Annotated in this window: 13 protein-coding genes; 3 read left to right on the top strand and 10 right to left on the bottom strand. The window is 70.5% G+C overall.

The genetic code is table 11. From position 1 onward, the window contains the following. Nucleotides 1–86 precede the first annotated feature (86 nt). Together ABSY19_RS19640 and ABSY19_RS19645 are read right to left on the bottom strand one after the other, a co-directional pair. Nucleotides 87–1,328 (bottom strand): Y-family DNA polymerase, encoded by a 1,242-nt coding sequence (locus ABSY19_RS19640; RefSeq protein WP_382155035.1) that lies wholly within the window; start codon nt 1,326–1,328, stop codon nt 87–89. A gap of 149 nt (nt 1,329–1,477) precedes the next feature. Continuing rightward, nucleotides 1,478–2,629, bottom strand: a complete 1,152-nt coding sequence (locus ABSY19_RS19645; RefSeq protein ID WP_382155038.1) for an L-lactate dehydrogenase — start codon at nt 2,627–2,629, stop codon at nt 1,478–1,480. A 162-nt stretch (nt 2,630–2,791) separates the two neighbouring features. On the opposite strand from ABSY19_RS19645, the gene ABSY19_RS19650 reads away from it, so the two are divergent. Further along, a complete protein-coding gene (locus ABSY19_RS19650) occupies nt 2,792–3,103 on the top strand; it encodes a DUF4124 domain-containing protein (RefSeq protein WP_382155040.1) in 312 nt (103 codons plus the stop codon). A 29-nt stretch (nt 3,104–3,132) separates the two neighbouring features. Here the strand turns inward: ABSY19_RS19650 and ABSY19_RS19655 are convergent, their stop codons facing one another. The 6 genes from ABSY19_RS19655 to argH form a co-directional block, all read right to left on the bottom strand. Next, nucleotides 3,133–4,119 (bottom strand): Bug family tripartite tricarboxylate transporter substrate binding protein, encoded by a 987-nt coding sequence (locus ABSY19_RS19655; protein ID WP_382155043.1) that lies wholly within the window; start codon nt 4,117–4,119, stop codon nt 3,133–3,135. Nucleotides 4,120–4,153: 34 nt separating this feature from the next. After that, entirely contained in the window at nt 4,154–5,308 is a 1,155-nt protein-coding gene (locus ABSY19_RS19660; RefSeq protein ID WP_382155046.1) for a mandelate racemase/muconate lactonizing enzyme family protein, read from the bottom strand. Nucleotides 5,309–5,435: 127 nt separating this feature from the next. Further along, nucleotides 5,436–6,326, bottom strand: a complete 891-nt coding sequence (locus tag ABSY19_RS19665; RefSeq protein WP_382155049.1) for a LysR substrate-binding domain-containing protein — start codon at nt 6,324–6,326, stop codon at nt 5,436–5,438. Further along, on the bottom strand, nt 6,310–8,460 hold the full coding sequence (gene pbpC, locus ABSY19_RS19670; protein ID WP_382163879.1) for a penicillin-binding protein 1C: 2,151 nt from the start codon (nt 8,458–8,460) through the stop codon (nt 6,310–6,312). The genes ABSY19_RS19665 and pbpC overlap by 17 nt, the downstream gene beginning before the upstream one ends. Before the next feature lie 2 nt (nt 8,461–8,462). Further along, on the bottom strand, nt 8,463–14,423 hold the full coding sequence (locus ABSY19_RS19675) for an alpha-2-macroglobulin (RefSeq protein WP_382155052.1): 5,961 nt from the start codon (nt 14,421–14,423) through the stop codon (nt 8,463–8,465). A 67-nt stretch (nt 14,424–14,490) separates the two neighbouring features. After that, complete coding sequence (gene argH, locus ABSY19_RS19680) at nt 14,491–15,942, bottom strand: argininosuccinate lyase (RefSeq protein ID WP_382155055.1); 1,452 nt, start codon at nt 15,940–15,942, stop codon at nt 14,491–14,493. Nucleotides 15,943–16,089: 147 nt separating this feature from the next. Between argH and ABSY19_RS19685 the strand changes: the two genes are divergently transcribed. Together ABSY19_RS19685 and ABSY19_RS19690 are read left to right on the top strand one after the other, a co-directional pair. Then, on the top strand, nt 16,090–17,151 hold the full coding sequence (locus ABSY19_RS19685; protein WP_382155057.1) for a sensor histidine kinase: 1,062 nt from the start codon (nt 16,090–16,092) through the stop codon (nt 17,149–17,151). A 48-nt stretch (nt 17,152–17,199) separates the two neighbouring features. Next, entirely contained in the window at nt 17,200–17,940 is a 741-nt protein-coding gene (locus tag ABSY19_RS19690; RefSeq protein ID WP_291121688.1) for a LytTR family DNA-binding domain-containing protein, read from the top strand. A gap of 296 nt (nt 17,941–18,236) precedes the next feature. Here the strand turns inward: ABSY19_RS19690 and recJ are convergent, their stop codons facing one another. Together recJ and ABSY19_RS19700 are read right to left on the bottom strand one after the other, a co-directional pair. After that, complete coding sequence (gene recJ / locus ABSY19_RS19695) at nt 18,237–19,973, bottom strand: single-stranded-DNA-specific exonuclease RecJ (protein WP_382155060.1); 1,737 nt, start codon at nt 19,971–19,973, stop codon at nt 18,237–18,239. Next, nucleotides 19,970–20,965 carry a phosphoglycerate mutase gene (locus ABSY19_RS19700; RefSeq protein ID WP_382155063.1) on the bottom strand — a complete coding sequence of 332 codons (996 nt, stop codon included), beginning with the start codon at nt 20,963–20,965 and terminating at the stop codon, nt 19,970–19,972. The genes recJ and ABSY19_RS19700 overlap by 4 nt, the downstream gene beginning before the upstream one ends. Nucleotides 20,966–20,984: the final 19 nt, after the last annotated feature.

Raw genomic sequence — 20,984 nt, forward strand, 5'->3', positions numbered from 1 at the left:
GGCAGACCCCTCGGGAATGCGGCTGACATCCAGTCTCTGACACTGTAAGTTTGGCGTCAGCTTCCGTCAATGGCGGCCGCGCGGCCTCAGAACAATTGGGCCGGCTCCGGGGGGCGCTCGGGCTCGGGCGGCACCTCGCCGAGCTTGGCCAGCGAGCCCACGCGCACGCCCAGCAGGCGGATGCGGCGCGTGAGGTCCACCCGCTTGAGGCACAGGCCGGCGTGGCGGCGGATGCTGGTCGCGTCGCTGGTGAAATGGGCGATCGTGCTGTCGCGCGTGACGATCTGGAAGTTGTCGTAGCGCAGCTTCACGCCGATGGTCTTGCCCACGTAGCCCTTGCGCTGCAGGTCGTCGGCCACCTGTTCGCACAGCTGGGTGAAGATGGCGCCGAGCTCGGCGCGGTCGCGCACGGCGTGCAGGTCGCGGTCGAAGGTGGTCTCGCGGCTCATGCTCACGGGCTCGCTCTCGGTCTGCACCGCGCGCTCGTCGCGGCCCCAGGACACCTCGTGCAGCCAGGCGCCATAGCTCTTGCCGAAGTGCTCGACCAGCCAGGGCCGTTCGCGCTGCGCGAGGTCGCCGATGGTGTGGATGCCGTGGCCGTGCAGCTTGGCATCGGCCTTGGGGCCCACGCCGTTGATCTTGCGGCAGGGCAGGGGCCAGATCAGCGTCTGCAGGTCGTCCATGTGCACGATGCTGATGCCATTGGGCTTCTGGAATTCGCTCGCCATCTTGGCGATCAGCTTGTTGGGCGCCACGCCGAGGGAGCAGGTCAGGCCCGTGGCCTGGAAGATGCTCTTCTGGATCAGGCGCGCCAGCACGCGCCCGCCCTCGCGCTGGCCACCGGGCACGTCGGTGAAGTCGATGTAGACCTCGTCCACGCCCCGGTCTTCCATCACCGGCGCGATCTCGCGGATGGTGTGCTTGAACAGGCGCGAGATGCGGCGCACCTCGTCGAAGTCCACTGGCAGCAGGATGGCCTGCGGGCAGAGCTTGGCCGCTTTCATCAGGCCCATGGCCGAGCCCACGCCGAACTGGCGCGCCGCGTAGGTGGCGGTGGTGGCCACGCCGCGGCCGACGTAGTGTTCCAGCAGGGGAAAGAACTCGATCGGGATGTGGGCCAGGTCCTCGCCGGTCCATTCGCGTTCGGGGTAGGTCTCGCGCAGCCGCGCGAACATGTCGTCCTCGCGCCGCCGCCCGCCGCCGATCACCACCGGCAGGCCCTTGAGCTGCGGGTAGCGCAACAGCTCGACGGACGCGAAGAAGGCGTCCATGTCGAGGTGCGCGATGCGCCGGATGCGGGCCGTGGGAGAGGTCACGGCGGTGAGCATAGCGGCATCGATGCCGCTGCTGAGTCCCAGGTGTTTTCGGCGCAGGCTGCCTGCTCCAGAGCACCCAAGGAACCGGCTTTGCCGGGCCTCGGGGTGCGCCCCCTCGCGCAGCGGAGGGGGGCGCGGCGACGCCGCGCGGGGGGTGTTCTCTACCTCGGGTACGTGCCCGGCAGCAGGATGCCTTTATCGACCTTCTCGATCTGCGTGTGGCCGCAGAAGGCCATGGTGAGGTCGAGCTCCTTGTGCAGGATCTCCAGGCACTTGCTCACGCCGGCCTCGCCCATCGCGCCCAGGCCGTACAGCATGGGTCGCCCGATGTAGACGCCCCGGGCACCGAGCGCGCGCGCCTTGAGCACGTCCTGCCCGCTGCGGATGCCGCCGTCCATGTGCACCTCGATCTGGCTGCCCACCGCGTCCACGATCGCCGGCAGCGCCTCGATGCTGCTTTGCGCGCCGTCCAGCTGGCGGCCGCCGTGGTTGCTCACGATCAGCGCGTCCGCGCCCGAGGCCACGCACAGCTTGGCGTCCTCCACGTCCTGGATGCCCTTGAGGATCAGCTTGCCGCCCCAGCGCTTCTTGATCCATTCCACGTCGCCCCAGTTGAGCGAGGGGTCGAACTGCCTGGCGGTCCACTCGCCCAGGCTGCCCATGTTCTCCACGCCGCTCACGTGTCCGACGATGTTGCCGAACTGCTTGCGCTTGGTGCCCAGCATGCCCAGCGCCCAGCGCGGCTTGCTGGCGATGTCGATCAGGTTGGCCAGGGTCATCTTGGGTGGCGCGGTCAGGCCGTTCTTCAGGTCCTTGTGGCGCTGGCCGATGATCTGCAGGTCCAGCGTCAGCACCAGCGCGCTGCACTTCGCGGCCTTGGCGCGGTCGATCAGGCGCTCGATGAAAGCGCGGTCGCGCATCACGTAGAGCTGGAACCAGAAGCCTTCGCCTGCGTGCTGCGCCACGTCCTCGATCGAGCAGATGCTCATGGTGGAGAGCGTGAACGGGATGCCGAACTTGCGCGCGGCGCGCGCGGCCAGGATCTCACCGTCGGCGTGCTGCATGCCGGTGAGGCCGGTGGGCGCGATCGCCACCGGCATCGCCACCTCCTGGCCCACCATGGTGCTGCGCGTGCTGCGGTTCTCCATGTTCACCGCCACGCGCTGGCGCAGCTTGATCTTCTGGAAGTCGGCGTTGTTGGCGCGGTAGGTGCCCTCGGTCCACGAGCCGCTGTCGGCGTAGTCGTAGAACATGCGGGGCACGCGCCGCTGGGCCAGGACGCGCAGGTCCTCCACGTTGGTGATCACGGTCATCTCGAAAGTCTCCGGTGTTTTGGGTGTCGTGGCATGTTAGCCGCGCGCCCCGGCCCTCGCTTGTGAAAGCGGGTGGCGCGGCTTTGAAATTTTTGCTGCGGTGCCGCAGCGCTGGGGGGACGGACGGCGGAACCGCCCCCGGGTCGCGGGAGTCCCACCGCCATGAAGCTGAACGCCCTGACCCTTGTCGTCGCCCTGGCGCTGCCCGGCGCGGCCCTGGCCGCCGATGTCTTCCGCTGGGTGGACGAGCGCGGCCAGACCGTCTACGGGACCCAGGTGCCGCCGCAGCACCGGGTCCGGGCCGTGCCGGCCGATGCGCCGCTGCCGCCGGGCACCAGCGCGTGCGAGGCGCGCTGGCACCGCTACCTGGCCAGCGCCGCGTGCTTCGACCAGTACCGCGTGGTCGGCGGTGGCCTCAAACCCGAGGCCTACCGGCGCTGCACCGAGGTGCCCCAGCCCGATCCCTGCACCTGAGCGCGGGCCCGAGTCGGGCCACGGGGGGGTCACTGCGCGGTGATCTTCTGCTCGCGGATGACCTTGCCCCACTCGGCGGACTCGCGCACGATGTCGGCGGCCAGGGGGCCGGCCGGCATGTAGGCCGGCACGGCGCCCTGCTGCGCGGCGATCTGCGCGATGTCCGGCGCTTCCATCACGGTGCGCAGCGAGTCGCTCAGGCGTTCGACGATGGCGGCCGGTGTGCCGGCCGGTGCCAGCATGTACAGGCGCGGCACGGCGGAGAAGCCGGGCAGGGCGTCGGAAAGCGGCGCGATGTCTTCGGCGCCGGCGAGCTTCACCGGGTTCATCACCGCCACGGCGCGCAGCTTGCCTGCCTTGGCCTGGGCGATGGCCGAGGTCGCGCTCACCACGCCGAACGGCACCTGGCCGCTCATCACGTCGGGCACGATCTGCGACGCGCCCCGGTAGGGGATGTGCACGACGAACGTGCGTGCCTGGCCCTTGAGCATCTCGAAGCCCAGGTGGTGCACCGTGCCCACGCCCGAGGTGGCGTAGGAGTAGCGGCCGGGGTTGTCCTTGAGCAGCTTCACGAACTCGGCCGGCGTCTTCGCCGGCACCTCGTTGTTCGCCACGATCACCAGGGGCAGGGTGAACACGCCGGCCACCGGCGTGAAGGCCTTGATGGGGTCGAAGCTCATGCGCGGCTGCAGGTGCTGCGCGATCAGCAGCGAGCTGTCGCCCAGCATCAGGGTGTAGCCATCCGGCGCGGCGCGCGCCACCGCGTCGCCCGCGATCAGGCCGGCCGCGCCGGTGCGGTTGTCCACCACCACCTGCTGGCCGAGCAGCGTGGACAGGCGCGGCGCGATCAGCCGCGCCATGGCATCGACGCCGCCGCCCGCCGAGTAGCCGACCAGCAGGCGCACCGGCTTGCTGGGCCAGGCCTGCGCCCAGGCGCCGGTGCCGAGGGTCGCGGCCAGGGCCAGGACCAGCGCGGAGCGCCGGCCCATGGAGAAGCGGTTGTTGAGGTTCTGCATGTCTTGTCTCCGTTTTTATCGTGGGGAATCTTTTTCAGGCCTTGCCGGCGCCGCGCGAGCCCGGGCGCCTGGCGAGTTCCGCCAGCCGCTCGGGGTTGGGCTTGAAGCCCAGGCCCGGTGTCTCGGGCAGGCGCAGCACGCCGCGCTCGGGTTTGGGCAGGTCGTCGAAGACCAGCTCGCAGCACTGCACGGCCACCGAGTGGTATTCCACCAGCGAGCCATTGGCCAGGCCGGCGTGCAGGTGCATGTTGTGGTGCGGCCAGGCGCCGCCGTTGGCGAAGCGCGTGTTGAAGGCCGCTGCCATGCCCGCGATGCGGCTGCATTGCGTGAAGCCGCCGCTGATGCAGGCGTTGGGCTGCACCACGTCCACCGCCTGCGCGACCAGCATGTCGCGAAAGCGCGAGGCCAGGCCTTCGTTCTGTCCGGCGGCCAGCGGGATGGACGTCTTGGCGCGCAGGCGCGCGAGGTTGGGAATGTCGTTCTGCGACACCGGCTCCTCGAAGAAGCTGATGTCGTAGGGCTCCACCTTCCTGGCCAGCGACAGCGCGTGGAAGTAGTCCAGGCTGCAGTTGGCGTCGATGTAGATCTGCACCTCGGGCCCGACCGCCTCGCGCACCGCGCGGATGCGCTGCACGTCCTCAGTGATCACCTGGTCCAGCGGGCGGGGCTCGTCGCGCCGCTGCAGCGCGTGGTGGCCCACCGTCATCTTCAGGCGCGAGAAGCCCCGGCCTACCCACTCGCGCGCGGCGGCGGCGAGCTCGTCGCGGTCGAAGAAGTTGAAGCCGAAGGTGGCGTACACCGGCACCTCGGCGCGCGCGCCGCCCAGCAGGCGCCAGCAGGGTTCACCCAGCGCCTGGCCCTTGATGTCCCACAGCGCGAGGTCGATGGCGGCGATGGCGTGGCTGGCGTAGCCCGACTGGCCGCGCGGCGTGAGCAGCCAGTAGAGGCGCTCCCAGACCTGCTCGTGGCGCATCGGGTCCATGCCCACCAGGTGGTGCGCGGCGATGTCGTTGACGATGCTGCCGATCACCTCTTCCTCGGTGATGGCGGTCATGCCGGTGCCGATGAGGCCGGTGTCGGTTTCGATGGTGACCAGGCAGACCGAGAGGCTGGTGGTCTGGCTGCGGCTGGGGGATTGCACGGTGACGGGCAGGTTCAGCGGCGTGGCGCTGACGCGGGCGATTTTCATGAAGTCTCCGGCGCGGCCGGGGCGGCGGCGCTTGTGTTGTGGGGTCTGGGGGCCAGTGTAGGAACGGCCCCGTGTGGGCCGCAATGGCGTGCGGCAAAGGCCGCTTTCGCGTTTCGCGAAAGCCCGATCAGCGGGAGGTCAGTGCGCGGATCAGCGTGAGCGCGGCCGGAGCCGGCGGCGCGTCGGTGCGGGTGGCGATGTGGTGGGTGCGCCGCGCCCAGGGGTCGGACAGCGGCACCGCCGCCAGCGGCAGGTGCGCCAGCTGGGGCGCGATCGCCTCCAGCGGCAGCACGCCCACGCCCAGGCCGGCGGCCACCATGCGGCACACGGCGTCGAAGCCGCGCATGCGCATGCGCACGTGCAGCGGCTGGCCCGCGTCGGCGGCCGAGGCGAGCAGGCGGTTGGACAGGGCGGTGCCGTCGGTGAGCGTGATGAAGGGCTCGTCCAGCGCGTCGGCCAGCCGCAGCCGGCGGCGGGTCGCCAGCCGGTGCGAGCGCGGCGTGAGCAGCACCAGGGTGTCGCTGAAGAAGGGCGTGAAGGCCAGGCCGGCGGGCGGCACGGGCAGGTCCACCACGCCGAAGTCGGCGCGGCCTTCGATCAGCGCGAGCGGAATCTCGGGGCTGCCGCGCTCCTCCAGGTCGATGCGGATCAGCGGGTGCGCCTTCATGAACTGCGCCAGCCGCTGCGGCAGCACCTCGAGCAGGGCCGAGGTGTTGGCCAGCACGCGCACATGGCCTTGCAGGCCCTCGCTGTAGCCGCGCAGGTGCTGGGCCAGCCGGTCGGCGTCGGTCAGCAGCGCGCGGCTGCGCTGCACCAGCATCTGGCCGGCAGGGGTGAGCTGCACGCCGCGCGACGAGCGCTCGAACACCCGGAAGCCGAGCGATTCTTCGAGCGCCGTGATGCGCGAGCTGGCGGCGGCCACGGCCAGCTGCAGGCGTTCGCTGGCGGCGCTGATGGAGCCGAGGTCGGCCGCCGCCACCACGACGCGCAGGGTGCTCAGGTCAATGGCTTCTTGCATGCTCTTTCACTCCCGCGCCGCGCACCTCGAAACGCACCTCGTCCAGCACCGTGCCGCGCGCATCGGTGAGTTGCATCACATGCCGGCCCGGCCAGGGCAGCCACTGCAGCCGGGTGCCCTGGCCCAGGGGCTTGCCGTCCAGGCGCCAGCGGCCGCCCGCGCCACTGGCCACGAAGCTCAGGCGCTGGCGGTTGGGCGGGATGTCCGGGTCCAGGGCGACGATGGTGCCCGGGGCCGGGCTGCGGATGCGCAGCGCGCTGCCCGGCGCCCTCGCCGGGGCCGGCGTGTCCATCGCGAAGCGGGCCTGCTCGGTGCCGGCGAGGAACCATTCGCTGCGCGCCGCTTCCAGCGGCCGCGCGCCATCCGTGCCTTCGAACGAGGCGCGCGCCTGCACCAGGCCGGCCGGTGGCCGCGGCGCGCGGCTGGGCGTGTGGGCGTGCAGGTGCTGCATGACGGTGGCCCAGACGGGTGCCGCGCCGCTGGTGCCGCTCACATCCCACATCGGCGCGCCGCTGGCGTTGCCCACCCACACGCCGACGGTGAAGCGCTCGGACCAGCCCACCGCCCAGTTGTCGCGCATGTCCTTGCTGGTGCCGGTCTTCACGGCGGCCCAGAAGCGCGTGGCCAGGATGCTGTCCGTGCCGAAGGTGCGCGCGCGCGCGTTGCTGTCGCTCAGGATGTCGCCCACGATGAAGGCGGCGCGCGGGTCGATGGCCGGCGCGGCCTGCGGCGGCGAACCCACGGGGCCGTGGCGCCCGCCGTTGGCCAGCGTGCGGAAGGCGTTGGTCAGCGCGAGCAGCGGCACCTCGGCGCTGCCCAGGGCCAGGCTGTAGCCGTAGTAGCCGGCGGGTTCGCGCAGGGGCAGGCCAAGCGCGCCGAGCTGGTGGTGAAACGCGTCGGGCGAGACCATGACCAGCGCGCGCACCGCCGGCACGTTGAGCGACGACGCCAGCGCGGTGCGCGCGGACACCCAGCCTTTGAAGCGGCGGTCGTAGTTCTGCGGGATGTAGAGGCCGCTGGTGGTGGGGATGGCGGCGGGCGAGTCCTCCAGCAGGGACGCCGCCGTCATGCGCCGCTCGGCGATGGCCTGGGCGTAGAGGAAGGGCTTGAGCGTGGAGCCGGGCTGGCGCGGTGCCGTCACGCCGTCCACCTCCGACGCGGCGCTCAGCTCGCCCGACGAGCCCACCCAGGCCAGCACCTCGCCGCTGGCGTTGTCGAGCACGACCAGCGCGCCGTCCTGCACGTGGCGGCCCTTGAGCTCGCGCAGGTGGCGCTGCAGCGTCTGCACGGCGAAGCGCTGCAGCGGGGCGGACACGGTGGAGCGCACCGTCTGCGCCGGGCCGGCCGCCAGCACGCGCCGCGCGTGGTGGGGCGCGATGCCTTCGCTGGCGGTGAATTCGCGGCCTTGCAGGGCGATGGTGGTCAGGATCTTCATTTCGCCGCAGTCCACCGGCGTGCCGGCTTGCATGAGCTGGAGCACGCCGCAGGCGCGCTGCGCGACCTGCGCGGGTTTCGCGTTGGGCGCGCGCACCAGGGCGGCGGCCACGGCGGCTTCGCGCTCGTCCAGGCCGTGGGCGGCCTTGCCGAACAGCGTGCGCGAGAGCGCATCGATGCCGACCAGTTCGCCCCGGAACGGCACGAGGTTGAGGTAGGCCTCCAGGATCTGGTCCTTTCGCCAGCGCCGCTCCAGCTGCTGCGCGGCCACCGCCTGGCCGAGCTTCTGCGTCAGGCGGCGCCCGCCCGCGCCGCGCTGCAGCTCGCCATCGGGCTCGTCGAGCAGGGCCGCCAGCTGCATGGTGATGGTCGAGGCGCCGCGCGTGCGGCTGTTCCACAGGTTGCTCCAGGCCGCGGCCGAGACGGCGCGCCAGTCCACGCCGCTGTGTTCGTGGAAGCGCTTGTCCTCGCTCAGCACCAGGGCCGTGCGCAGCGCGGGCGACACGTCGGCGAGAGCGATCCACTCGCCCCGGCGCACCTGGTGGTCGATGCGCACGCGCTGCAGCAGCTCGCCTTGGCGATCGAGCACCCGCGCCTCGGACGAGCGCCAGCCGGCGTGCACCTCGGCGAAGCTCGGCAAGGCCTGTGCCGGCAGCGCCAGGCCCAGGCCGAGCGCGGCCGCCGCGAGCGCATGGCGCAGGTTCACCGCACGGCCTCCACCTTCACGCGGGCGTTCGGCGTTTCGCCGAACATCTCGGGCGCGTACATCGCCTCCACGCGGCTGGGCGGCAGCGAGAACTCGCCGACGTTGTTCAGGCGCACGGTGTATTCCATCTTGAACACGCCCTTGGGCACGTACTCGTAGTAGCTGCGGTAGGCCTCGAAGCTGCGTTCCTCGAAGGCCGGCCAGGCGTTGCCGGCCGGGCTCTTCTGGCCCGAGGTCGCGATCTGCGAATCGCGGCCCAGCCCGCCGCCGAGGATGGTCGCGCCGCCCGGGATCGGGTCGGTGACCACCACCCAGGTCATGTCGGCGGAGGCGTTGACCTCCAGCGCCACGCGCCACACGTCGCCGCGCGTGTGCGTGTGCGTGTGCGTGCCGCTCACGGCCTGCTCCACCGGCGTGATGCTCTTCTTGATCGTGTAGCCCGCGCTGAACGGCGCCTTGAGCGGGACGGCGGCGAGGGACTGCAGCGTGAGCCAGGGCTTGCCGCTGCCCTGGTGGGCCACGCTCAGGGTGCCCTTGCCACCGTCGGCCAACCAGGGCAGGAAACCGGTGTTGTTCTTCAGGTTGCCCGGGCCGGCGGGGGCGCCGAACCAGGTCGTCTGGTTCGATGCGCCGAGTGCATCGGTGGTCCTCACCCGATCGACCTTGGCCCAGTCGATCGCGGCGGCACCCGTGCCCAGGGTGGCGCGCGTCGTGCCCGCGACGGGGGTGGCCTCGAACCTGGCCGAGAACTTCTCCAGCGCCAGGCCGCCCCAGAGGTTGGCGGTCGTCGTGTGCCAGGCGCCGCTTTGCTGGCGGCCGATGAAGCCGCTGGCCAGCCGGCCCATGTCGTCCTGCCAGGCCGGGTCGTTCATGACGGTGAGCATCAGGCGCGCGGTGTTCACGTCACCGTTGGCCATGAGCCACCACCAGTAGTCGTCCTGCTCGGTGCTGAACACCAGCTTCGTGCCCTGGAAGCTCAGGCGCGCGCGCAGCACCTGCATGGCCTCGGCCAGGCGCTGCTCGCGCTGCGGCACGTCGCTCACGCGCTGGAGGATGTTGACCCAGTCGATCACCGCGCTGGTGGGCCACTGGTTGGGCGCGAGGGTGACGCTGCCCAGCATGCGGCCGCGCGCCTTGCCGTAGCGCGAGAGGGCCTCGATGGCGGCGAGTTTGCGCACGTCCAGGTCCTTGCGCGGGCTCCAGAACTCGCGCGAGATGCGGCCTTCGACAAACGCGATCAGGCCGCGCTCCATCGGCGCGCGGACCTCGTCCGGCAGGCCGAAGGCCGGGTCGATGGTGGCCGCCTCGTGCGTGGCCGCCAGCAGGTAGGCCGTGAGGATGTCGCTGCCGCGGTTGGCGTCGCCTTCGCGCGGCGGGAAGTAATTGGCCAGGCCGTCGGCGTCGAGGTAGTTGGGCAACTGCGCCACCACGCCCTGCCAGAGCCTGGCGTCGCGCAGGCCCACGGCCTTGCTGGTCTTCTGCTCCAGGCAGACGAAGGGGTAGTTGGCGAACCAGTCGCGCACGCCGGGCAGGCCCTCGGCCAGCTTCGGTTGCAGCGCGAGCTTCAGGCCGCCCCGGCCCGGCAGCGCGCCGGCCGGCGGCGCCACGTCGAGGTTGAACGCGCCATCGACCTGCACCAGCGTGGCCTGCTGCACCGTCAGCGGCACGGCGGGCACGATGCGCTGCCGGGCCTTGAGCGCGTCCTTCGCGCCACCCAGCGTGTCCTTCGCCTCGATCTCCCACAGGATGGCCTCGGCGCGCGTCTGCGCGAGCTGCGCGGGCGCGGTCACCGTCCAGGCGACCTCGCGCGCCTCACCGGCCGGGATGTCCACCGTCTGCGGCGCGAGCTCGAGCAGCGTGGCGCGCGGCGACACGGCCACCTTCATCGCCTTCTGCGTGGTGTTGCGCAGGGTGAGCTGCGCGCGGAACTGGTCGTCCTCGCGCACCAGCGGCGGCAGGCCGCTGATGATCTGCAGGTCCTGCGTGGCGCGCACGCTGGTCTGACCGGTGCCGAAGAGGCCGGTGCCCAGGTCGGCCACGGCGACGATCTGGAAGGTGGTGAGCGCGTCGTTGAGCGGCACCGTGACCACGGCCTGGCCCTTCGCGTCCAGCGTCACCCTGGGGTTCCAGAGCAGCAGGGTGTCGAGCAGTTCGCGCGCGCCGCTCTTGCCCCCGCCGCCCCCCGCCGGCACCGCCTTGCGGCCGTAGTGCCGCCGGCCGATGATCTCCATCTGCGCGGTGGACGTCTCCACGCCCCAGGCGCGTTGCTGCAGCATGGCGTCGAGCAGGTTCCAGCTGCGGTTGGGCATGAGTTCCAGCAGGGCCTGGTCCACCGCCGCGAGCGCCACTTCCGCGTTTGCCGCCGGCTGGCCGTTGGGCAGCTTCGCGGTGATGGTCACCTTCGCCTGCCCGCGCACCGGGTAGGTCTCCTGGTCGGCCTTGACGCTCACATCGAGCTGGTGCGCCCGAGTGCCGACGCGGATCTCGGCCAGGCCCAGGCGGAACGCCGGCTTGCTCAGGTCCACCAGCGCGGTCGGCGCCACGTACTCGCGGCCCTCGTACCAGAACGAGGTCCACCACTCGCGCGGGGCCTTGTAGCCCCAGGTGAAGAACGAGTACCACGGCACCTCGCGCAGCCGGCCGCGCAGGGCCAGCACGCTCACGTACACGTTGGGCCCCCAGCCCTCCTGGATCTTCAGCTGCACCGTCGGGTCCTGCCCGTTGAGCTGCACCACCTGCGATTCGAGGATGCCTTCGCGCTCCACCGTCAGCAGCGCGGTGGCGAAGCGGAACGGCATGCGCACCTGGAACTTCGCGGTCTCGCCGGGCTGGTAGCTCTTCTTCTCGGGCAGCAGGTCGATGCGGTCGTGGTTCTCGCCGCCGAACCAGAGCTCGCCCTGGCGCGTCACCCACACCGAGCTGGCGGCCTGGATGCTCAGGCCCGCCGCGTCCTGCGCGGTCACGATGAGTTCCACCTCGCCCGGTTCGCCGAGCCTGGTTTCGCACAGCAGCAGGCCGCGCGCGTCGCTCTGGCCGCTGCAGACCGTGCCCAGGTCCTTGGTCTGCGTCTGGTTGTCGTAGGTGTAGAAGCCGCCCACCATGCGCTTGCGGCTGGTGGTGGTGATGTGGGCCACGGCCTTCACGCTCAGCGCGACCTGGGCCGCGGGCTTGCCCGCCAGGTCCAGCGCCAGCGCCTGGAACTTGATCTTCTGGCTGGCCGACACCCAGCCTTCGGTCTTGATGCCCGCCACCACGCTCGCCGGCCACACGGTGGAGACGCTGCGCAGCGTCTGCACCTCGCCGTTCGGGTCGGCGTAGGTGGCCTCCAGCAACAGTTCCTGCGGCTGAGGGGCGGTGGGCACCTGCTCGATGGTGAGCGCGCCCGCGCCGTTGCGGTCCAGCGTGACGGGCAGCTTGTCGGCGATGACGCGCTGGTCCTGCGAGGCGGTGGCTTCTTCCTCGCCGTCTTCGTTCCCCCGCGCGTTGTCGGCGCGGGGCGGCTGGAAGCTGAAGCCGTCGAAGTCGCGGAAGCTGAGGAACTTGTCGCGCACCGAGGCCGACACGCGCACCGGCAGGTTGGCCGCGCCGCCGCCCGAGACGTAGCTGACCTGCAGCTGGGTCGGCACGGTCTTCACGTTGACCAGCGCCTGGCTCGCCTGCGGCGCGATGCGGCCTTCGAACACCGGCAGCCGGAACTCTTCCACGCGGAACTCACCGCTGCTGTACTGGCGCAGGCGCTCGTCGGCGCTCTTGAGCGTGACCTCGTAGTTGCCCAGCTTGGCGCCGGCGGGGATGGCAAAGCTGTTTTCCGCGCTCTGGCCGCCCGTGGCCGTCTTGCGCCAGGCCATAGGCTGCGTGAACTGCTGGCCGCTGCCGGTGTGCGTGATCACCAGCGTGTCGGGCAAGGTTTCCGGCAGGCCGAAGCCCCGGCTGGTTTCGGTGCGGATCAGGTGCTTCATCGACACCGTCTCGCCCGCGCGCAGCAGCGTGCGGTCGAACACCGTGTGGGCGCGCGCGTCCGGGCGCGGATCGCGGCTGGTCGGCACGTTGAAGCGCCAGGGCTCGATGCCCCGGTACCAGTCGCTCCAGGTGAAGGCCATGTCCTCCGTGGCGCCGTCCTTGAGCCGCGCGCTGACGAAATAGGCCTGCGTGCTTTCACCGTCCCCGCTGTTGCAGCGAGGGGCTTGCGGCGGCACGTCCTTGAACTCGACCACGCCCTGCGCGTTGGTGGTGCCGGTGGCGACTTCCTTGCCCGCGCAGTCGGACACGCGCACCCGGGCGCCGGCGGCGGGCTTGCCCTTGTCCAGCGTGGTCACCCAGGCCAGCGCGTTTTCGCGGCCCAGCTTGAAGTGCACGCCCAGGTTGGTCACCAGCGCGGAGGTGCGCACGTACATCGTGCGCGAGCCGCCATAGCGCGCGTCCAGCAGGGCGCCACCCAGGGCAGGCGAGGCGATCTCCACGACGTGGAAGCCCGGCGTGAGTGGGATGCCGACCACCTCGAAGGGGCGCGGGTCGCTGACGGCGGGTTGGGGCAGGCTCATCGCCTTCACGCCGGCCTGACCCTTGAGCAGCGACACGGCGCGCGACTCGACCCAGCGCTTGTCCCGGTCTTCCAGCACCTTGGGCAGCGGGCCCACCGTGTCGGCCTGCGCCTGTTTGCGCGAGACGTTGAACTGGTCGTAGCGCTGCAGCTTGCGGAACCAGGCAATGATCTCCGCGTCGGTTTTGGGCTGCAGGTCGTTCACCTGGCCGGGGCTGAGGCCTTGCACCTGCAGCGCGGCCTCGACGTTGCGCAGGGTCACGGGCAGCAGCGGGGTGCCGCCGGGTTCGGCGAAACGCTCGACGATGCCGAAGGGCGAGGCGGCGAACTTGGCCAGCGGGGGCATGGCGCCCGTGGCCACCGGCAGCGGAAAACTGTCGGCGTTGGCCGGCGTGCGGCCCGCGTCGTCCTTGAAGTTCTTGGGCAGTTCGATGGTGAACGCGGCCTGCTCGGCGAAGGGCGGCTTGAACGTCAGCTCGGTGACCACGCTGTCGCCGTCGGCGTTCTCTTCTTCGAACACCGGCTTGTGCGTCTGCTGGGCCGACTTCAGGCGGATGCCCTCGGCCTGCTTGCGCGGCACCGGCGCGCTGAAGTTGAGCGTCATCGGCCGGATCGGCAGGCAGGCGGCCTGGGCGTTCTCGCGCTCGCAGCTGAAGCCGACCGTCAAGGCCTCGCGCACCTGGAAGTCGAAGCGCTTCTCCACGGTGTTCGCGATGCCCGAGGGTGTGGCCACGCCCTTGCCGTACACGAGGGAGACCTTGGTGTCCGGCGTGAAGCGACGGTTGCACGAGAGCGTCACATAACGCTGCGGCTCCTTGTCCGCCAGCTTGTCCCAGCCGTTGGCTTTCAGCAGCTCGCCGCGGTCCTTGCCTTCGATGAGCCGGATCGGCACCCGCTCGCCCAGGCCCTCGACCGCGCACCACACCTGGGACTGCAGGCTGGCCGCCGTCGCCGCGCCGTTGAGCCGCAGCACGAAATACTGTTCTTCGTCGATGCGCGACGAGGGGCCCGGGCGCACCTGCTGCACGAACGGGCCGCCGGTGTTGAAGCCGGTGCGGGTCACGGGCAGTTCCGTGCCCTTGGGCGACTTGAAGCCGCTTTTCACCTGCACCGTGCAATTCACGCCGGGCGGCAGGTCGTTCTCGAACTCGAAGGCCCATTCGCGGTCGCTGGTCCAGCGGCCGTTGCCCCGGGTGGCCTGGGCGTCGCTGCAACTGAGCGACACGGGAGCGGGGGCCTTGGCGTCGCCGAAGTTGACGGCGCTGTCGTTGAACTTGACGACCACCTGGCGCACCCGGGCCACTTCGCCCTGGGGGGAAACGCTGGTGATCTGCAGCGCGGACGCGGGCAGGGCGATGGCCAGCCACGCGGTGGCGGCAAAGCGGAGCGGGATGTTGTTTTTCAAGGCTTCCTCCATGGCAGACGCCAAGGGTAGCTGAAAGCCCGCCGCCGCCCGTGTGCCCGCCGTGGCGGGCCGAGGGGTTTCAGCCCAGGCGCTTGCGGTGGCGCGCGATCTGCGCCAGCACCTGGGCCGGCGCGGTACCGCCCAGGGTGTTGCGCGCGTTCAGGCTGCCGCGCAGGCTCAGGCACTCGTACACGTCTTTCTCGATCGAGGCGTTGAAGCCTTGCAGCACGGTCAGCGGCAGCTCGGACAGGTCGCAGTTGTGCGAGACGGCGGCCTTGACGGCGTGCGCCACCGTTTCGTGCGCGTCGCGGAAGGGCAGGCCCTTCTTCACCAGGTAGTCGGCCAGGTCGGTCGCCGTGGCGTAGCCCTTCTTGGCGGCTTCTTCCATCGCCACGGCGTTGACGGTGATGCCACCTTCCTTGGTGCCCGTGGCCGGGTTCAGCTGGCCGCCCACCATCTCGCCGAAGATGCGCAGCGTGTCCTTGAGCGTGTCCACGGTGTCGAACAGCGGCTCCTTGTCTTCCTGGTTGTCCTTGTTGTAGGCCAGCGGCTGGCCCTTCATGAGCGTGATCAGGCCCATGAGGTGGCCGACCACGCGGCCGGTCTTGCCGCGCGCGAGCTCGGGCACGTCGGGGTTCTTCTTCTGCGGCATGATGGAACTGCCGGTGGTGAAGCGGTCGGCGATCTTCACGAAGCCGAAGTTCTGGCTCATCCAGAGAATGAGTTCCTCGCTGAAGCGGCTGATGTGCACCATGCACAGGCTGGCCGCGGCGGTGAACTCGATCGCGAAGTCGCGGTCGCTCACGCCGTCCAGGCTGTTCTGGCACACCTGCGGCTCGCCGCGCTCGTCCACCATGCCCAGCGTGCGCGCCACGCGCTCGCGGTCCAGCGGGTAGGTGGTGCCGGCCAGCGCGGCGCTGCCCAGCGGCAGGCGGTTGGTGCGGCGGCGCACGTCGGCGAAACGCTCGGCGTCGCGCGAGAACATCTCCACATAGGCCAGCAGGTGGTGCGCGAAGCTCACCGGCTGCGCCACCTGCAGGTGGGTGAAGCCGGGCAGGATCACGTCCACGTTCTTCTCGGCCACCGCCACCAGCGCGGTCTGCAGCTCGTCGAGCAGCGGGACGATGAGGTCGATCTCGCCGCGCAGCCACAGGCGCACGTCGGTGGCGACCTGGTCGTTGCGGCTGCGGCCGGTGTGCAGGCGCTTGCCGGCGTCGCCCACGAGCTGGGTCAGGCGGGCCTCGATGTTGAGGTGCACGTCCTCCAGGTCGAGCTTCCACTCGAACTCGCCGGACTCGATCTCGGCCGTGATCTGGGCCATGCCGCGCTGGATGGCCTCGAGGTCGGCGGCGCCGATGATGGCCTGGTGCGCCAGCATCTCGGCGTGGGCGAGGCTGCCGGTGATGTCGGCCTGCCACAGGCGTTTGTCAAAGAAGACGCTGGCGGTGTAGCGCTTGACCAACTCGCTCATGGGCTCCGAGAATAGGGCGGACCAGGCTTCGGATTTTTTGTCGAGTTGGTTGGTGGACATGGTGTTACCAGCGGCTGGATGGAAAAAGGAAGGAGCGCGAGTGCGCCAGGGATGGGGCTTGGGGCAGTGGGCCCTGGGCCGGTTGGCGGCGCGGCAGACCCCTGTAGAGGCCCTCACGGGGCCGACCCGAAGACGGATGTGCTTCCCATGAAAGATTCCAGAATTTTATCGAGCTTCCAGGAACTGGCGCATGCCGCGGGTGCGCGCCCGATCGCGGACATGCCCGAGGACCTGCGCGCGCGGGTGCAGGTGTTCGACACTTGCCAGGTCGGCACGGTGCTGCGCGCGGTGCTGTTCGTGCAGGCCATCGTGGCGGTAGCGGCCCTGTTCGGCGCCCAGACCTTCATTGCCTGGGTCACGCAACTGGCCATCTACACCGGCGCGGCCTTGCCCGCCGTGCTGGCCTGGCTGCTGACCGTGTGCGGCCTCAAACGCCAGCTGGGCCTGCTGCCGATTCCGGGCCAATGGGCGGCGGCGGTCGGGTTTGGTGCGCTCTCGGGGCTCTACGGTTGCGGCCTGCTGGTCTGGATGGGCTTGGTGGAGCCCTCGCCCTGGCTGGCCAGCGCGGCCTCGGGCGCGCTGGTGTCGGCGGTGCTGGTGGCGGCGCTGATGTGGCGTTCCAAGGCGCGCGGACCGGCCGGCGCCACGGCCCGCCTGGCCGAACTGCAGGCGCGCATCCGGCCGCATTTCCTGTTCAACACGCTCAACAGCGCGATCGCGCTGGTGCGCGAGGAGCCGGCCAAGGCCGAAAACTTGCTTGAAGACCTGAGCGAACTGTTCCGCCACGCGCTGGCCGACGCCAAGGAGGCCGTGCCGCTGTGGCAGGAGCTGGAGCTGGCCGAGCACTACCTGGCGATCGAGCAGGTGCGCTTCGGCGAGCGGCTGAAGGTGGAGTGGAGCGTGGACGACACGGCGTCCAAGGCCAAATTGCCTCCCCTCATCCTGCAGCCGCTGGTGGAGAATGCGGTCAAGCACGGGGTGGAGCCCAGTGCCAGCGGGGCGGTGGTGCGCATCAGCACCCAGCGCCGGGGCAGTGTGGTGGTGATCAAGGTCACCAACACCGTGCCGGCAGGCAGTGGGCGGCGGGGCAATGGTCTGGCATTGGACAATGTGCGCCAGCGCCTGACGCTGCTGCATGATGTACAAGGGCGCTTTCAGAGCGCCTTGGTGAATGGCGTGTTTCAGGTGAGACTTGAAATACCGGTATAAGCGGGGTTTGAATGAACCCCCGAACCGGATCTGGCAACGGAGCGTGACATGGCACTGAAGGTACTGATCGTTGACGATGAAGCGCTGGCGCGATCCCGGCTGCGCACGCTGTTGGGCGAATGCACCGAGCCACGGGCGGACGTGGTCGGTGAGGCGTCGAACGCGGTGCAGGCGATGGAGCAGATCCAGCGCACGGGCTGTGACCTGGTGATGCTGGACATCCACATGCCGGGTGTGGACGGCATGGCGCTGGCGAGCACGCTGCGCCAGATGGCGGCGCCGCCGGCGATCGTGTTCGTGACGGCGTATGCCGAGCATGCGGTGCATGCGTTCGAGCTGGAAGCGGTGGATTACCTGACCAAGCCGGTGCGGCGCGAGCGTCTGCAGCAGGCGTTGCAGAAGGTGATGAAGCAGCGCAGTGCGGGCGAGGGTGTGCAGGACGGGGGTTTGCCCGAGAGCCTGATCATCCAGGAGCGGGGCCGCAGCGAGCGGGTGGCGCTGGCTGATGTGATCTACCTCAAGGCCGAGTTGAAATACATCACCGTGCGCACGGCGGACAAGGAACACATCTTCGACGGCGCGCTGAGCGATCTGGAGCAGCGTTATGCCCACCTGTTCGTGCGGGTGCACCGCAATGCGCTGGTGTCGCGCCGGGCGGTTCGCGCTGTTGAGAAGCACAACGATCCGGTCGAGGGCGAGGGCTGGATGGTGCGGCTCGACGGGGTCGAGGAACGCCTGGCCGTTTCTCGCCGTCAATTGGCGGCGGTTCGTGAAGCTCTCATGAGCTGATTGTTTTCGTTGGCGGGGCTCCGGTCGCCGGCGGCTGGGGTGATCGCCTCCGCGAATGTCCCCCGAACCGGCTTCGCCGGTTCTCCTCCTTTACTTCGCTGCGGCGATCACCCCAGCCACTGGCGACCTCCCTGGCGTGCGGAGCGTTGGTCCTCTCTAATCGGTGTCACTGGCGCCTGGGTGGGGGCGTTCTGCGCAGCGGGGTAAAGGAGGAGGCGGCACCAGCCGCCGGGGGACACCCGCGGAGCAGAGCGCCCACACTCAGGCGACCGCGAGGTCAAAGTGAGAGAAAAATCTCAAACCTCAGCAGCCTCCACCAGAAACCGGACCCGCCGCTGCCCCTGCCACTCATCCGCATCCAACCGGAAAGCGATCTTCACCCGCTGCGGCAGCGGCTCCGTGTGGCCGAACCAGATGCCGTCCACCGGTTCACCCTGGTGCTTGAGCTTCAACGCCAGGTGCTTCTCGCCCACGAGACGCTGCGACACCACCACCACCTCCTCGCAGAACACCGGCGGCGCGAACCCCTGACCCCACACCTCCTGGTGCAACGTGTCCACCAGATCCGCGCGCCGGTACTTCGTGTCCAGCGGCCCGTCCGCCTCCATGCGGCGCTGCAACGTCGCGGCGTCCAGCCACTCGTGCGCCACCTGCTGCAAGGCCGCCTCGAAAGTCTCCAGCTGCTCCTCATCGATCGTGCAGCCCGCCGCCATCGCATGGCCACCAAACCGCAACAACACCCCCGGATGCCGCTTGGCCACCAGGTCGAGCGCATCGCGCAGATGAAAACCCGCGATCGAGCGCCCCGAGCCCTTGAGCTCGTGCTCCTTGCCCTCGGCGCCGCTGGCGGCGAACACGAAGGTGGGGCGGTGCAGCTTGTCCTTCAGCCGCGAGGCCACGATGCCGACCACGCCCTCGTGGAAATCGGGGTCGAACACCACCAGCGCAGGCGGCGGCTCCTCCGATTCGTCGAACATCTCCTCGGCCATCTGCAAGGCCTGCTCGCGCATGTCGCCCTCGATCGCCTTGCGCTCGCGGTTGATGCCGTCCAGCGTGCGCGCCAGTTCGTCGGCGCGCAGCGCGTCCTCGGTGGTCAGGCACTCGATGCCCAGCGTCATGTCGGCCAGGCGGCCCGCCGCGTTCAGGCGTGGGCCCAGGGCGAAGCCGAAGTCGAAACCGGTGGCGGCGGCCGGCTTGCGCGCGGCGGCGTTGAACAGCGCCGTCATGCCCGGCGGCATCGCACCCGCGCGCACCCGCTTCAAGCCCTGCGCCACCAGGCGGCGGTTGTTGGCGTCGAGCTTGACCACGTCGGCCACGGTCCCCAGCGCCACCAGCGGCAGCAGGGTGTCGATCTTGGGCTGGTTCTGCGCCGTGAACACACCGCGCTCGCGCAGCTCGGCCCGCAGCGCCAGCAGCACGTAGAACATCACGCCCACCCCCGCGATCGACTTGCTCTCGAAGGCGCAGCCCGGCTGGTTGGGGTTGACGATGATGCAGTCCACCGGCAGGGCGATCTCGCCGTCCTTCAGCGCGGGCAGGTGGTGGTCGGTCACGATCACGTCCAGGCCCAGCTCGCGCGCGGCGCGCACACCGTTCACGCTGGCGATGCCGTTGTCCACCGTCACCAGCACGTCGGCGCCCTGGGCCTTCACGCGCTTCGCGATCGAGGGCGTGAGGCCATAGCCGTCCGTCACGCGGTCGGGCACCAGGTAGTTCACGCGGTCGAAACCCAGGGGCGCGCCCAGCAGGCGCAGGCCGCGCAGGCCGACCGCGCAGGCGGTGGCGCCGTCGCAGTCGTAGTCGGCCACGATGCAGATGGACTTGCCGGCGGCCATCGCGTCGGCCAAGGCGCGCGCGGCCTCCTGGGCGCCGAGCATCGAGGACGGCGGCAGCAGGCGCGCGAGCGCGTCGTCGAGCTCGTCCTTGCTGGTGATGCCGCGCGCGGCGAACAGGCGCGCCAGCAGGGGGTGCAGGCCGCTTTGCTCCAGCGCCCAGGCGGCACGGGGAGGCACGTCGCGGGTGATGATCTTCATAGGGTGTCCAGGGTCTTCCAGGCCGGGGTGGGGCCCAGCAGGTTCTTGATGAAGCGGCCGAGGCGCGCGCCGGCGCCTCGGGGGGCGTTCGTGAAGCGCTGTGCGGCGCGTTCGCCGCACAGGGTGAGGGTGACCGCTTCGCCGTGTTGCGCGCGCTCGCGCCACTCGGCGATGGGGCCGGCATCGAGCGCGGCCCAGGCTTGCCGCCAGGCGGCCCAGTCGGCCTGCAGCGCGGCGCGGCGCAACGCATCGGGCTGGGCCGGTGGGGGCTGCGGCGTGATGGGGCGGTGCAGCGCGCCGGCCCCGCTGACCCAGAACCCGTTGACCGGGTGCAGCCGCGCGGCCTCGCGCGCATCGTGCACGGCGTGGGTGTAGAACAGCATCTGCGCCTCGCTCTGCAGGCGCTTGAGCAGCAGGCCCCCGGCCGGGTTGGCCGTGCTTTCGGCCATCCAGGCCTCCACCGAGCGGCCGCTCACGCGGTCCAGGCTGGCGCAGGCGATGCCGCGCAGCGGCTCCCCGCGCGCGTGCCAGCGCGTGGCCGACTGGTAGGTGAGGGTGATGCCGTCTTCAGCGCAATAGGGCGCCAGGGCGTCGAACAGCGCGCGCGAGTGGTCGTCGCTCAGGCCCAATTGATCACCGGGCAACAGCGTCACCTGTTCCATGCCGACCTGAAAGTGGCAGGGCGTGAACCAGGCCTGAGGCGTGTCGGGTTGCGCGTCTTCCATCGCGGCCCAGGGAATCAGGCCGTCGCCGAAGGGGCAGCCGTCGGCGCGCACCAGGCCCAGCGCCTGCGCCAAGGCGCGTTCGTGCGGCGGGCTCAGGCTGTGGTCGTCGCCCGCGTCGGTGTAGACAGGCACCAGTTCGGCCAGCAGCGCGGTGAGCTGGGGCAAGGGCAAACCCGGGAGCGCGGTGCGGCAGGCGGGGTCGCTCGCGCTGGCGAAAGGAACCAGCAGGTGCAGGCGAGGCTCAGAGGCCGGGTAGGGGGCGGGCATGCCGTGATTGTCGGGGATG

Source organism: Hydrogenophaga sp. ANAO-22 (assembly GCF_042466645.1).
GTDB lineage: Bacteria > Pseudomonadota > Gammaproteobacteria > Burkholderiales > Burkholderiaceae_C > Hydrogenophaga.

Coding starts and splice junctions, on each gene's coding strand:
- argH (WP_382155055.1), bottom strand. CDS start 15,942: ATGTCCACCAACCAACTCGACAAAAAATCCGAAGCCTGGTCCGCCCTA.
- ABSY19_RS19685 (WP_382155057.1), top strand. CDS start 16,090: ATGAAAGATTCCAGAATTTTATCGAGCTTCCAGGAACTGGCGCATGCC.
- ABSY19_RS19690 (WP_291121688.1), top strand. CDS start 17,200: ATGGCACTGAAGGTACTGATCGTTGACGATGAAGCGCTGGCGCGATCC.
- ABSY19_RS19660 (WP_382155046.1), bottom strand. CDS start 5,308: ATGAAAATCGCCCGCGTCAGCGCCACGCCGCTGAACCTGCCCGTCACC.
- ABSY19_RS19665 (WP_382155049.1), bottom strand. CDS start 6,326: ATGCAAGAAGCCATTGACCTGAGCACCCTGCGCGTCGTGGTGGCGGCG.
- ABSY19_RS19655 (WP_382155043.1), bottom strand. CDS start 4,119: ATGCAGAACCTCAACAACCGCTTCTCCATGGGCCGGCGCTCCGCGCTG.
- ABSY19_RS19640 (WP_382155035.1), bottom strand. CDS start 1,328: ATGCTCACCGCCGTGACCTCTCCCACGGCCCGCATCCGGCGCATCGCG.
- ABSY19_RS19645 (WP_382155038.1), bottom strand. CDS start 2,629: ATGACCGTGATCACCAACGTGGAGGACCTGCGCGTCCTGGCCCAGCGG.
- ABSY19_RS19650 (WP_382155040.1), top strand. CDS start 2,792: ATGAAGCTGAACGCCCTGACCCTTGTCGTCGCCCTGGCGCTGCCCGGC.
- ABSY19_RS19700 (WP_382155063.1), bottom strand. CDS start 20,965: ATGCCCGCCCCCTACCCGGCCTCTGAGCCTCGCCTGCACCTGCTGGTT.
- ABSY19_RS19675 (WP_382155052.1), bottom strand. CDS start 14,423: ATGGAGGAAGCCTTGAAAAACAACATCCCGCTCCGCTTTGCCGCCACC.
- recJ (WP_382155060.1), bottom strand. CDS start 19,973: ATGAAGATCATCACCCGCGACGTGCCTCCCCGTGCCGCCTGGGCGCTG.